At 45.7% G+C, this 15033-nt stretch carries 4 protein-coding genes; 1 reads left to right on the top strand and 3 read right to left on the bottom strand.

Features of this window, described 5'->3' with window-relative positions:
• Positions 1–18 precede the first annotated feature (18 nt).
• The 3 genes from PCC7418_RS02895 to PCC7418_RS02885 form a co-directional block, all read right to left on the bottom strand.
• The gene (locus PCC7418_RS02895; protein WP_015224679.1) at positions 19–873 is read right to left on the bottom strand and encodes a hypothetical protein; all 855 of its coding nucleotides are present in this window, start codon (positions 871–873) and stop codon (positions 19–21) included.
• A 119-nt stretch (positions 874–992) separates the two neighbouring features.
• Positions 993–1859, bottom strand: a complete 867-nt coding sequence (locus tag PCC7418_RS02890) for a hypothetical protein (protein WP_015224678.1) — start codon at positions 1857–1859, stop codon at positions 993–995.
• 322 nt (positions 1860–2181) lie between these two features.
• The gene (locus PCC7418_RS02885) at positions 2182–4356 is read right to left on the bottom strand and encodes a DUF6851 domain-containing protein (RefSeq protein WP_015224677.1); all 2175 of its coding nucleotides are present in this window, start codon (positions 4354–4356) and stop codon (positions 2182–2184) included.
• Positions 4357–4847: 491 nt separating this feature from the next.
• Between PCC7418_RS02885 and PCC7418_RS02875 the strand changes: the two genes are divergently transcribed.
• Positions 4848–15017 carry a pesticin C-terminus-like muramidase gene (locus tag PCC7418_RS02875; RefSeq protein ID WP_015224676.1) on the top strand — a complete coding sequence of 3390 codons (10170 nt, stop codon included), beginning with the start codon at positions 4848–4850 and terminating at the stop codon, positions 15015–15017.
• Positions 15018–15033 lie beyond the last annotated feature (16 nt).

The raw sequence follows: 15033 nt of genomic DNA, 5'->3' as shown, positions 1-15033 counted from the left end.
CGCGATCGCGCGGACAATTTACTGCTCATCTTGATTAATAATTTCAGTCACTTCTTCTGGGGAAAGCTCAGTCACTTCTGCAATCTCCTCAATGGTCATCCCCTTACTGAAGAGGTTGCGGATTAATCGTCGCTGCGCGATCGCGATACCACGTTGTTCAGCTTCTTGAATACGCTGCGTATAAACCGTTGATAACTGCATGAGAAATTCCCTCTCTTCACTTTCTAAACCTTGTTGCTCTTGCTGTCTTACTTCTAAGATAGCAACCATGTTCGCCACAATTTCCAGAATCCTGTCTCGAAATGGGTTCGTTTCTGGCAACTGTTGCACTTCTTCAATCGCCTGCATTTGCACCTGAGAGCGACCAAATATCCTTAAGAATAAGGTGTCGGGAGTGCGAGGGAGTTGGTGAATAGCAACCAAAACAGTTCTCCATCCTTCAGCACAAAAGTAAAACCCCTCCACCCAGTTGTTTAAATCAGGTTTGGCTCCAAATGCTTCCAGCACTGAGTTGGAAATAGTTGGTGAGAGAATCCATAATTTGGGCAGTTCTTGTTCCGAGACAGGAGTTTGTTCTCGTCGGTAGCGACGTTGCAGGCTTGCTTCCAAATCCAGTAATTTTTTCAAGCACTTGCGGACTTCTTGGGCGTTAATCGGATTACGATAGGGTTCAATAATAGCAGAGGTTAACCCCATTTTTCCCAGGAAACCTAAGGCGGTTAACTGATCTTTCTTGTCGGGATCGGGGGTGAAAAAGAAATCAATTTCTCGGACTTCGGAAGCCACTTTAGAATCTACCTCGCTTTTTCCAAAGGAAGAGAGCAATTCTTCGAGAGAATCTTTACTAAATTGATCGTGAAGGTTACGAGTCAAAAGAATCAGGGATAAGTTTTTCCTATTCTCTCATGTTGAGTTCCCTAATTTTTCGCAGAATTTCAAGCACGATGGCGACGCGCATCAATCCCAAGCGAAGATGAGATCGCGCTACTAAGCTACTGTTCATCTTGATTCATGATTTGAGTGACTTCTGCTGGGGAAAGTTCAGTGACTTCTGCAATCTCCTCAATGGTCATACCCTTGCTGAAGAGATTTCGGATCAATCGTCGCTGCGCGAGTTTAACTCCTTGTTCAATGCCTTGTTGAGTTGCCTCTTCTAGGCGTTGGGTATAAACCGTTGATAACTGCATGAGAAATTCCCTCTCTTCACTTTCTAAACCTTGTTGCTCTTGCTGTCTTACTTCTAAGATAGCAACCATGTTCGCCACAATTTCCAGAATCCGATCCCGAAATGGATTCGTTTCTGGCAACTGCTGCAGTTCTTCAATCGCCTGCATTTGCACTCGACCTCGACCAAATATCCTTAAAAATAAGGTGTCGGGAACACGAGGAAGTTGGTGAATCGCCACGAGAACGGTTCTCAATCCTTCGCCACAAAAGTAAAAGCCCTCTACCCAGTTGTCTAAGTCAGGTTTGGCGTTAAAGTCTTCAATCACTGAGTTAGAAATGGTTGGTGAAAGAATCCATAATTTGGGCAGTTCTTGTTCAGAAAAAGGAGTTTGTTCTCTTCTGTAGCGTCGTTGCAGGCTTGCTTCTAAATCCAGCAATTTTTTCAAGCACTTGCGGACTTCTTGGGCGTTAATGGGATTACGGTAGGGTTCAATGACAGCAGGGGTTAACCCCATTTTTCCCAGGAAACCTAAGGCGGTTAACTGATCTTTCTTGTCGGGATCGGGGGTGAAAAAGAAATCAATTTCGCGAACTTCGGAAGCTACTTTAGAATCCACCTCGCTGTTGCCAAAGAGATCAAACAGTTCTGCGAGAGAGTCTTTGCTAAATTGGTCGTGGAGATTTCGAGTCAAAAGAATCAGGAATGAGTTTTTCTTATTATCTCATCTTGAGTTCCCTAATTTTGGGCAGAATTGAAAGGGCGATGGCAATGCGCATCAATCCCAAGCGAAGATGAGATCGCGCTACTAAGCTACTGTTCATCTTGATTAATGAGTTGAGTGACTTCTTCCGAGGAAAGCTCAGTGACTTCTGCAATTTCCTCAATTGTCATGCCCTTACTGAAGAGGTTGCGGATGAATCGTCGCTGCGCGATCGCGCGTTAGGTTGATGCAAATATGATCACCATCCGACTGTTGCAAACTGATCATGAGCATTTTCTCGAAATTGAAACTCCTAAAACAAGCTAAAGTCATTACTATCGAGACTGCTCGCGGTAACTCCTTGTAAAATGGCAAACGCGATCGCGCCAAAACTGACAGTTGTACCAACTTCACTCTCAGTCAGGCTCAAATCAGCAAATTCATTTAATTCGCCAATTCCCCCAATCTGAAGAAGATCAACGCCACTGGTAAAATCCGTGATCGTGTTTGGGGATTCAGGAAACCCCGCATTGGCGATCGCGAAAATGTCTGCGTCTGATCCACCTGTAATCATATTGTTACCACTGGCTTCTCCCATGAAGAAAGTATCATTGCCAACACCTCCGAAAGCGCGATCGCTGCTACCATTGAAAAATATATCATCCCCAGCACCGCCATAGAGTCGATTGCCTCCTCTGCTTTCCGACGCTTCTAAGGTATCGTTTCCCGTTCCTCCAAACAGGCGATCGTTTTCCCCTGCAAATAGTTCATCATCGCTGCTGCCTCCATAAACCCGATTTTTCCCGAAAACAGCCTGAGAGGTATCAACCACATCATCACCCGTACCACTGAAGATGAGGTCGCGCTGACCATCAAAATCGGAACTGGTTTCTGAATCAATGATGTCCGCTTCTAAAGAACCAAAAACCGATGTGGAACCGCCCCCGACGAAAAAGCTGCTTTCTTCCCAGACCGCTTCTCCCACTTCAGTTCCCAAAGTACGACCGTTAAGGTCTCCATCATCAAAATGAATACCCCCGTAAATTCGGGAAATTCCCGCTTCGTCCGCAGCCTCTCGAAAAGTCTCCCAGCTTAGGGTAACTGGAGATTCAGGGGTAATCTCTGGTTCAAAGCGAGATGATCCCGCTTTAAACGTCACAGAAGCGTCAAATGTCTCGCTGCCAGTAAATAGTTCTAAAACTGTCGCTGCTGCGGCACTAAAGCCACTGTGTCCAGAAGTATATTCAGCGAAGGGAGGAGAGGGATCGCTGCCTGGGGTTTGATAGGTTAAGAAATCAGTGGCAAGAATCCTTTCCGTGCCTTGATCGGGCTGCCATGCTTCGATCGCGAACCCTCCCAGATCGGCATCAAATTCACCCAACAGACCAAGCTGACCCAAATCTCGAATTGCTCGCACTGGACGCACATAATCATAGAAACGCTTTGCTTCCCAAGTGGCAATCCCAGCATCAAAGACGGCATTCCCCAAGGCGAAAAATAATTGGGCATCTTCAGCGAGGGAATGGTTGTCTCGCGCTGAGACAAACTGACCAAAAGTTAACCAGGTTCCGGGGGGATAAGACGTTCCTCCGCCATCTTCCCAAAATTCAGCGATTATTTTTTGCTCGTCCGTGAGATTGGCGCTGACTTCAACAATTGTCTCTGCTTGTTCAATAAAGGCGGGATTAATCACGGTTCCCACCAGTGCAGGGGTAATTGCAAGGACAGACCCATCACTGAGGGTAATCGTGCCTTGTTCTAGGTTAACCTCTGCTTCGGTCAGTAAAAAGGGTTCTGGGGCTTCTGGCCGTAACTCCCCATCGGAAGCAATGGCAAAGGGTTCGACGCTTTGCCAATGAGGGGTCAAAAATTCTTGAATCCGATCTTCCGTTCCAGGTTCAGCATCAATGGGAACTCGTTCTGGTGTCCATTGATCGATGATTCTTGTTTCATCTGGAGAATTTACGGGTTGATAGTTACTGGTGTCAGAATAGGGAAGCGCGATCTCGCCATTGGGATCAGTGCCGAGTTGATTCGACCCATCTTGACGACGGAATTCAAGCAGTGCTTGGGCTGAAACATTACCCACTCCTGCTGGCGTGGAGAGATTTGTGGTGCGATTGTCGGGATCGAACCCTAATTCTGCCATTAAGTTATCAAATAGGGCAACTTCAGAAGGAAAAAGGTCTGTCAAGATGCGATAGGCAGCGAAACTCATTGCTTCTTGTTGATTGGCTTTCGTCTGTTCAGCAGGAGGACGCTGTAATTCCCTGGGAAGTTGAGTCGAGAGCGCGATCGGGTCATAAGCAGCCCAAGCATTATATATTCCTGTGTGAACCATTGCATAGGCGCGAGACCCAATTGTCGGTCCTGCGGAGGTATTGACCACTGCCTCTTGAACCGCTTGATCCCACAGTGCCGAAATAGTTGGACTGCGATCATCAATCATCACTCTCTGCGTGATGGGATCTAAATTTAGTTGTACCATTACAGTGACTGATATTTCTTAATTTCAAGAATTCGATTTTTATTTTATTACTAACTTGGCTAACAATTTGAATTCGATTAGCAATTGACTTTTCTTCTTAGATGGAATATTCCAATGGTTGCTACCAAAGAATTCCCCCTTCTCCTCCCTTAATAAGATGGGATCGATGTCTAGCCAACTTTTTTGGATTTCAGATGAGATGGTGTACTTGGTATAGGATAACTATTCTGTATTTACATTAAGAAACTTATCAAATTGAAAACTTTAATGAAGAAAGTAATCTCATACAGCAACTGAAGAAAAAAAGGAGAGCGTTAATCAGGGTTTTAAGAAGAATTGAAAACCGCTCTAACTGTGTTTTATATTCTTCAATTTAATTGACAGGGAGCATTTTGAATTGTACACTGACCCTAAGTTTATTTCATTTTGACCTACTTAAATATCTCTGATCTGAATTAACTCAGAGTTACCAGGGAATCGGGAGAATAGCGATGGGAATTACAGAAAATAGGGCGCGTGTGGCAGCAGGTCTGGATCCGTTATTTACGGATCGTGAGTTACCAGTAGTTTTGGCAGCAAATAATGGAGTTACGTGGGATATCGATGGCAATGGTGAAGTTTCAGCACTCACCGATGGTATCTTGGTGATTCGGTTTCTGGCAGGGTTTACTGGGGAAGCCCTAATTAGCGGAGCAGTAGCAACAGAAGGAGCAACCCGTACCGAAGCAGAAGCGATTTTGAGCTATCTGGAGTCTGCGGAGAATCTCCTCGATGTAGATGGGAATGGCACAACAGCCGCTCTGAGCGACGGAATTCTCGCCATTCGCGCCTTTGCTGGTTTTACAGGTGAGGCGTTAATTGAGGGCGCAATTGGGGATGGTGCGACTCGGACTGATGACAGCGCGATTACTGCTCATATCGAGAGTTTTCTCCCGTCTGCTGAAGATACCACCTCACCAGAGGTTACAGCAGACCAAGTTTTATCCTTCCAGGAAAATTTAGAACAAGGAAGTCCTATTGCCACGGTAGAAGCCAGTGATAATCGAGAAGTGGTAGGCTTTGCTATTACCGGGGGGAATGAGGATGGCTTTTTTACCATTGATGAGAATGGGGTTCTTAGTTTAACCGCAACTGGGGTCACCAGCCCCGCCAATGATTTTGAGACCTCCCCCAATACCTTCTCTCTAGAGATTACTGCAGAAGATGCAGCCGGGAATGTTTCCACAGCAGAAACCGTGACGGTTCAAGTCAATGATGACACGGCTGACAACATCGAACCTGTACAAATTTCTCCTACCAATGGGGAAGAAATGGTTGCGTTAACTCGTGAAACCATTGTTCGGTTTGGACAAGAGATTGATCCTGCGACTATCAATGAAGAGAGTATCTTTTTAATTGCCAACGGTGAGGAAATTCCGGGACGGATTCAGGTTTCCAGCACCAATGAATTTGCTACCTTCTTCTATGATGACCCCTTACCTGCCTCTACAGAAGTGCGTGCGGTCGTGGATGGTGATGAGATTACCCTTACCGATGGCACAGCTTTAGATGCCGATGGGGATGGCACCCCTGGGGGGAGAGAAACGGCTGATTTCACCACCTTACCCGTTACGCCCATTGCTGGCACCGATGTCTTTGGCTATGTGTTTGACTCCTACAATCAGAATCCCGATGGGTCAAACATTCCTCTGCAAGGGGTCAATATTCGTCTCGATGCCTTGGATATTGAAGCCACAACCGATGAAACCGGGTTCTTCCGTTTAGAAGATGTGCCAGCACCAGAGTTCTTTGCCTATATTGATGGTTCGGAAGCAGTACCCGTTGCTAATGAAGGAGTGGAAATCCAATCTACGCAGTATGCCAGTTTAGGGAAGCCGTTTCATAGTGTTCCTGGAGAAGAAGTCCAGTTGTCGATGGAGGGGGAAGTGATGGATATCTTCCTCCCGCAGATGGCGGTGGAGGATCAGGTGGAACTTTCACCCGATCAGGATACAGACGTCAGTTTTGGAGAGACTTCATTACAATTATTACAACAAACAGTTCCTGATGCTGACCCCGAAATGTTGGCGCAGACAACCGTAACCTTTCCTGCAGGGTCAGCACAAGATGATGAGGGGAATTTGGCAACACGGGCGCAAATTGTTCCCGTTGCCCCTGACCGTATCCCAGGTTCGTTACCCCCAGGACAAGACCCAGAGTTAGTGATTTCGGTGCAAGCGGGGGGCGAGAATGGCTTTAACCGCGAGGCACAAGGGGGAGCGACCAATTTTGATGTCCCTGCGCCAGTAGAATTTCCCAATATGGAAGGATTGGAACCGGGCGAAACGAGTCTGCTGTGGTCGTTTAATCATGATGCTGGGGAGTGGGAAGTTAATGGCACGATGACTGTCAGTGAGGATGGTCAAACGATTGTTTCCGATGAAGGAGTTGGGATACAAGCTCCTGGCTGGCATTTTACGAATCCTGGCTCTCCAGTAGGACCAGGTAATCCTACAGGAGGGGATGGCAGTGGCGATGGCAATGGCGATGGCAGTGGCGATGGCAGTGGCGATGGCAGTGGCGATGGCAGTGGCGATGGCAATGGCGATGGCAGTGGCGATGGCAGTGGCGATGGCAATGGCGATGGCAGTGGCGATGGCAGTGGCGATGGCGATGGTGGAAATGATCCTGCAGAAGAGCAAATTGATATTGATTTCATTAGTAACGAGGAAGGTGGACAACAAACAGAGGGATATATTCCAGATGCTCCGGGAAATATGAGTGGGGTTACAATAGGAACTGGTGTTGATCTGGGTGGATTAGATATTGATGAACTGGATATTCCAGATAATTTGAAGGATAAACTAAGACCATATGAAGGTAAACAAGGTGAAGAAGCAGAAGAATTTCTGAATGAAAATCCTCTGTCTATCAACGAACAAGAAGCTGATACTTTAGATAGAGCAGTAAAAGATGAAATTTTTTCAGATCTACAGAGACGTTACAATCAAAACTCAGACATACCTTTTAATCAACTTCCTCCAGAAGCACAGACAGTAATTGCAGATGTAGCGACTCAGTATGGTCCAAATCTAGAAAATAGAACACCTAACTTCTGGAATGAAGTAACAGAGCAACGCTGGGAAGATGCAATTAATAACCTTCGAGATTTTGGAGATGACTTTCCTAGTAGAAGAAATAGAGAAGCGGATCTTTTGGAAGATGCTCTTGCTCAGGGAAATATAGATCAAAATAGCGGTGGAGACGGCGGTGGTCAGATTGTGGCTCCAACTCAAGGCTCCTCTGCTAACGGTCAATCAGAGCCTCTTCAGCAAGAAAACAATCAGTTAGTGAGGGCTAACTCAATTAATACATCACGAACAGAATCATTGCTTAATTCTTCTACAACTACCGTTACTTTAGCCAATCAAACTACATTAGTTCCTCAAGGGGAAAAAACTCATTACTTTGCTATCTTCAATCTTGATCGTGACACTATTGAGATTAGAGGTAAATCAGAAACTGGAGTGGCTCTTGAAAGTCCAGTTGTGCTTGCTCCAAACACTAACTACAGAGTTTTTGTACTTCAAGCAGATACTCAGTGGCATGGTTATCATGACTTTACGACTTTAGACAGTGGTGTTGGTGTGGGTTTGACCGATATCAGAATAGGTCCCAAGGTTTTTATTGATTCAGATGAGGATGGTCTTTCAAATACCGCTGAATTTATCCTTGGAACTAATGCTGGTCAAAAAAGTACCAGTAATGATGGGATAAGCGATGGAGCTAAATTTGAACAAGGACTCGATCTCTTTGGCGGTCAAGGTTTTCCCACAGGGATTATCTCTACTCTTCCTTTGCAGGGAGAAGCCCAAGAAATTGTTGTGGAAGGTTCAACTGAAAATGCCCGTGACCAGTTTGCTTACCTGGCAACGGGGTCTCATGGACTTGCTATTGTTGATGTTTCCCAGTTTGATAATCCCATTGTTTTCGGTCAGCTAGATTTACCTGGAAATGCTACTGACATTGATGTTGATGCTGACCTACAACTGGCTGCTGTCGCAACCAATGACGGTGGGTTGCAGATTGTCGATGTGTCTGACCCCATGCTTCCAGTTCTTACAAGAACAGCGGAAATTAATACTAATCAAACTAATCGAGTGGAAGTGGTTGAGGGCATTGCTTATGCTGCTGTGGATAACCAACTGCAAGCGATTGACTTGTTAACTGGGGATTTATTAGAGACCATTACGCTACAAGGCAGTCAGATTACAGGCATTGCTCAAGAGGGGTCATTCCTCTACACCATGAGTGATAACAATACTCTGCAAGCAGTGGATATTTCTAACGAGATTCCTGTGGCACGGGGAAACATTAGCTTAGACAATGGTGGCGGTCAGCTTTTTGTGGGCAATGGCATTGCCTATGCTACTGCTAGCAGTTTCTTCCGAGGGGGCTTCTCGACCGTTGATGTATCTGACCCTGAAAACCTAACTCTGATTAGCGGTTCTGATGTTGCTTCTCCGAATATTGCCCCGCAAGAGGCAATTATCGCTAATGGCTCTGGGCAAGGGATTCTCATTGGAACAGCTGGGGATAATGCGTTCGATTTAATTGACTTGAGTGACCCTGCTAATACTGATACTTTCTCGACTCTATTGACTCGTTTTAGTTTATCTGCTGCACCGCAAGATGTTGCTGTTGGTTCAGGAATTGCGTTTGTTGCCACGAACTCGGGATTAGAAGTGGTTAACTACTTACCGTTTGATGCTCAAGGTCAAGCTCCTAATGTTACGATTAGCACGCCTGCTGACATTGACGCTGATACTGAGGGCATTCAAGCTCTGGAAGGGGCAACCATTCCGATTAACACCGATGTTACTGATGATGTGCAAGTGCGGAATGTGCAACTTTTAGTCGATGGAGAAGTGGTGAGCAATGATGTGTCTTTTCCCTTCGATTTCAGCACAATTGCCCCTTCAATTACGCCTGATGTCAATTCTACTGAAATTCAAGTCCGCGCAACAGATACAGGGGGCAATAGCACCCTTTCTAATCCGCTAACGATTAACTTGGTAGAAGATACTTTTGCCCCAGAAGTTGTTGATACCACGCCAGCAGAAGGAGGACGACGACGGATTATTAATTCCATTGCGGTTCGATTCAATGAAGGAATTGATACCGACTTACTTGACCTGAATGGCATTACCCTCACCAACTTAGGGGAAGATGGAACCTTGGGAACGGAAGATGATGCGGTTGTTCCCTTAACTGACCTGCGGACTCGCAACTTGGATCGGACTGTGGTTGTAACGCCTAATGAGGAGGAGTTTACGCCAAATGACTATCAACTGAGCATTGATGCAAATATCATCAGCGATCGCGCTGGCAATGCTTTAGCCTCACCGTTTAGTTTCAACTTTACCAAACGTCCCCTGCAAATTGATTTATCCCTTACTGAAACGGTTGCAGAAACCTTGTTTCCAGGGGAAAATGAAATCTTTACCTTTGAGGGAACCTCTGGTCAACGCCTGTACTACGATGGCTTAACCACTGTTGATGGCATCCGAAGCACCTTATTCAGTCCGACAGGGGCAGAATTATTTGATATTAATACTGAGCGCGATCGCGATCCTTTCTCCCTAATTGAGTCTGGAACTTATCGCCTGATTGTAGATGGCGGGTTTGACAACGCCAATGGAGATTTTAGCTTCCAACTCTCTTCCTTGGATGCAATCCCCACCCTTGAACTTGATACAACAATCACAGGGGCTCTTAATCCCCTTGAGAGCCAAGTATTTCAGTTTTCGGGAATCGCAGGACAGCGTCTGTATTTGGATAACATCGAAACTGATGACCGTTCTGGTGGAAATTGGCGAGTTTATAATCAAGCCAATCAAGTAATTAACTCTGACTCCATTGGCGATGATTTTGAAATTACGTTACCCACTGACGGCAACTTTATCTTAGTCGTTGAGAGTTCCAGCAGTGACCCGCTTAACTACAGTTTCCAAGTTGTTAGCGCAGAAACCACAACCACAGAACTAACCCTAGGAGAAACTGTTACCGATAGCATTGCTGAACCGGGAGAAATCAACATCTACACCTTTGAAGGAACTCCGGGACAACAACTATACTTTGATGGTTTAGACCAAGAGTCTAATATCTATGCAGAATTGTTGAGTCCCAGTGGAAACCGCATCTTTGGTGAATGGACAAACCGCGATGAAACTCCTGTTACTCTCACTGAAAGCGGAACTTATCAACTGATGATTGACCCCAGTGGGGAAACTACAGGAGATTACAACTTCAATCTCTTTGATATTGGCGCAAGTACAGAATTAACCTTTGATACTGCGATTACTGGAACCATTGACCCTGGTTTAGAAAGCCAAGTCTTCCAGTTTGCAGGAACTGAAGGGCAACAGCTATACTTTGATAGCCTCGCCGATGTGTCCGGTGCGGATTGGTTACTTTACAACCCAGGAAATGATTATCTCTTCTGGCGTTCTCTCGGAAGTGATCAAGAAGTGACTCTTCCCAGTGATGGACTCTACAGCCTCATCCTTGATGGAACAAGCAGCGATAGTACCACGAACTATAATTTTCAAGTTACTACCCCAGAGACAACAACTACTGAGTTAACCCTTAATACACCCGTTGCGAATAGCATCAGTGAATCAGGAGAAACTGATATCTACACCTTTACCGGAACCGCAGGACAGCAACTCTACTTCGATGGTTTAGATGAAAGTTCTGATATTTATGTAGAGTTACTAACTCCCAGTGGAAATCGCCTCTTCTGGGAATGGACAGACCAAGATGGAAATCCTGTCACGCTGATTGAAAGCGGAACTTATCAACTGATGATTGACCCCAGTGGGGAAACTACAGGAGATTACAACTTCAATCTCTTTGATATTGGCGCAAGTACAGAATTAACCTTTGATACTGCAATTACGGGAACCATTGACCCTGGTTTAGAAAGCCAAGTTTTCCAGTTTACGGGAACCGAAGGACAACAGTTATACTTCGATAGCCTAGCGGATGTCTCAGGAGGACGCTGGCTGCTATACGACCCCGCTAATCAGAATCTGTTCAATGTCGGACTTAGCAGCGACCGAGAAGTTACTCTGCCCAGTGACGGCAACTATAGCCTGATTCTCGATGGCAGCACACCAAACGGGACGATTAACTACAACTTTGAAGTTACTACCCTCGAAACGGTCACAACTGCTTTAACTTTAGGAGAAGCCATTAGCAGTGAAATTTCCCAAGCGGGAGAAGCGGATATCTTCACCTTTACAGGAAGTACGGGACAACGGTTGTACTTTGACGGACTCAGTAGCGATAACAATCTGGATATTGAACTATTCAGTCCCAGTGGTGATCGCCTGTTGAATGTGGATACGGATCGCGATCGCGCTCCCTTTAGCTTGGTAGAGTCGGGAACTTATGAAGTCGTCATTAATCCCTCTGGGAACACCACAGGAAACTACAATTTCCGCTTAACAGACATTACAACTGCAACCGACTTAACCTTCGGAACTGCAGTCAGCGATACCCTTGATCCTGGCAAAGAAACCGATCTGTATAAGTTTACGGGAAGCGAAGGACAGCGCCTAGATTTTGATAATCTCGGTTCTGGATCAAGTGCCAACTGGCGGTTGTATGACCCTGCCAATCAGATCGTTTTCAGTCGTTCTCTCAATTCCGATCAGAATAATGTCCTTCTCCCAGGAGACGGAACTTATGTTTTGGAAATAGATGGAGAAGCCCCTGACAGCACAATTAATTATAATTTCCAAGTTAATGATGTTAGTGATGCTGCCGTAACCCCCAGTGGCTTCGGAACTGCACAAACGGGAACTCTTGAAGCGGGAAACACTCAAACCTTTACCTTTGACGCGCCAGCAGGATTACAAGTTTTCTTTGATGACTTAGGAACCCCTGACGATCTGCGCTTTGACTTGGATCATCCTGATGGCAGTCGGGTCTTTTCTTCGGAAAGCAGCGATCGCGAAACCTTTACCCTCACTCAATCCGGAACCTATACCCTAACTGTTCGGGGAGAAGACGAAACCAGCACAGGAGATTTTAACTTTCAATTTCTCAATCTGGCTGCTGACTCCACTGAACTCACTTTCAACACGCCAACCACTGAAACCTTAGCAGCAGCAACAACAAAAATATTCCGTTTTGATGGGACAGCTGGACAGCAATTAAACTTTGACAGTCGCAGTAATACAGATTTTGATGTGGATGTCAAACTTTGGAGTCCTAGCGATCAGCGTTTAGTTCGTGAAACCAGTGGAGACTTAGACACTGAACCCTTTACTCTCACAGAGACAGGAACTCATTTCTTGGTCATTGATCATCAGGAAGATGTCGCCAATGACTACAGTTTCACTCTCTTTGACATTGCAACCACAACCGCTTTAACCTTTGATACTCCTATTAATGGCACCCTTGATCCTGGACTGGAAAAACAAATCTTCCAGTTTACAGGAACGGAAGGACAACGCCTCTACTTCGATAGCTTGAACTCAGCAACAGGAGGACGCTGGTTCTTATATAATTCGGCTAATCAAGTCATCTTGAATGGGCGACTAGATTCTGATGGAGAAGTAACCTTACCTACTGATGGAGGCTATTACCTTGGTCTCGATGGAAGAACTGCTGATAGTACAGTTGACTATAACTTCCAAGTCGTTACTCCCGAAACAACCACAACAGAATTAACACTAGGAACACCCATTTCTAGCAGCATTGCCGACTCAGGAGAAATTGACCGCTACACTTTTACTGGTAGTGCTGGGCAACGGTTATACTTCGATGGCTTGGACAGCGATAGTAACCTCAATGCTGAACTGTTCACCCCCAGCAGCGATCGTCGCTTGAGTATAGACACCGACCGTGATGGAACTCCTTTTACCCTGATTGAAAATGGAACTTATGAACTGATTATCGATCCCAACGGAGCAACAACAGGAGACTATAATTTCAATCTCTTCGATTTGGGTGCTGCGACCGAACTTGAGTTTGATACCCCGATTACTGGGACACTTGACCCAGGAATCGAAAGTCAAGTCTTTCAGTTTACAGGAACGGAAGGACAACGCCTCTACTTCGATAGCCTCAACACAGCAACGGGAGGACGCTGGCGACTCTATGACCCTGCCAACCAGGAGATTCTAGATCGACGGCTCGATTCAGACCAAGAAGTCACTCTTCCCAGCGATGGCAACTATAGCCTAATTCTGGATGGGTCTAATAACGAGAGTACCGTTAACTATAACTTCGAGGTAGTAACCCCAGAAACAACCACAACAGAATTAACACTAGGAACCCCCATTTCTAGCAGCATTGCCGACTCAGGAGACATTGACCGCTACACCTTCACTGGTAGTGCTGGGCAACGGTTAGTCTTCGATGGCTTGGACAGCGATAGTAACCTCTTTGCGGAACTGTTCACCCCCAGCAGCGATCGTCCCTTGAGTCTAGATACCGACCGTGATGGAACTCCTTTTACCCTGATTGAAAATGGAACTTATGAACTGATTATCGATCCCAACGGAGCAACAACAGGAGACTATAATTTCAATCTCTTCGATTTGGGTGCTGCGACCGAACTTGAGTTTGATACCCCGATTACTGGGACACTTGACCCAGGAATCGAAAGTCAAGTCTTTCAGTTTACAGGAACGGAAGGACAACGCCTCTACTTCGATAGCCTCAACACAGCAACGGGAGGACGCTGGCGACTCTACGACCCTGCCAACCAGGAAATTCTAGATCGACGGCTCGATTCAGACCAAGAAGTCACTCTTCCCAGCGATGGCAACTATAGCCTAATTCTAGATGGGTCTAGTTCGGACACGACTGTTAACTATAATTTCCAAGTGGTAACGCCAGAAACAACTACAACGGAATTAACGCTGGGAACCCCCACTTCAGGCAGTATCACTAACTCCGGGGAAATTGACAAATTTACCTTTACTGGTGCTGCGGGACAAAAACTCTTCTTTGATGGCTTGGACAGCGATAGTAACCTCTTTGCGGAACTGTTTAGTCCCAGCGGCGATCGTCGATTCAGCGAGTTTACCGATCGCAATGAAAATCCCTTTAGCTTGCTTGAAAAGGGGACTTATGAGCTCATCATTGATCCTAATGGGGCAACAACAGGAGACTACAATTTCAATCTCTTTGATTTGGATGCTGCGACCGAACTTGAATTCGAGACCGAAATTAGTGGTACGCTTGATCCCGGCATGGAAAGCCAAGTCTTCCAGTTTACGGGAACAGAGGGACAAGAATTAACCTTTGATAGTCTCTCTTCTGGTTCTAACGGAACTTGGCAAGTTTATAGTCCTGCGAATGAAAGCATCTCCTTCTCTAATTCCCTAAATCGTGACTTTGATGTCGAGTTGCCAGGGGATGGAATCTATTTCCTTGTTTTAGAAGGCTTTGCAACCAGTGGAACGATTAACTACCAGTTTCAAGTTTCGTCAGATGAAGCAACCGAGAGTCTCCAAGCGTCGGTCTTCTCTAGTCCAAGCAGTAATTCCTTGATCGCTGCTACACCGCAGAATCTTGATGCTATCATCCCTGATCGCGATTCCATTACGAGTAATGGAATTAATACTTCAGACCTTAGTGAAGATGACTTCCTGTTTACCTAAACCCTAAGTGATCAAA

Origin of the sequence: Halothece sp. PCC 7418, assembly GCF_000317635.1 — a bacterium.
Lineage (GTDB): Bacteria > Cyanobacteriota > Cyanobacteriia > Cyanobacteriales > Rubidibacteraceae > Halothece.
The sequence above is the reverse complement of the archived record's forward strand: the minus strand, read 5'-3'. Positions and strand labels throughout refer to the sequence as shown.

Coding starts and splice junctions, on each gene's coding strand:
- PCC7418_RS02875 (WP_015224676.1), top strand. CDS start 4,848: ATGGGAATTACAGAAAATAGGGCGCGTGTGGCAGCAGGTCTGGATCCG.
- PCC7418_RS02885 (WP_015224677.1), bottom strand. CDS start 4,356: ATGGTACAACTAAATTTAGATCCCATCACGCAGAGAGTGATGATTGAT.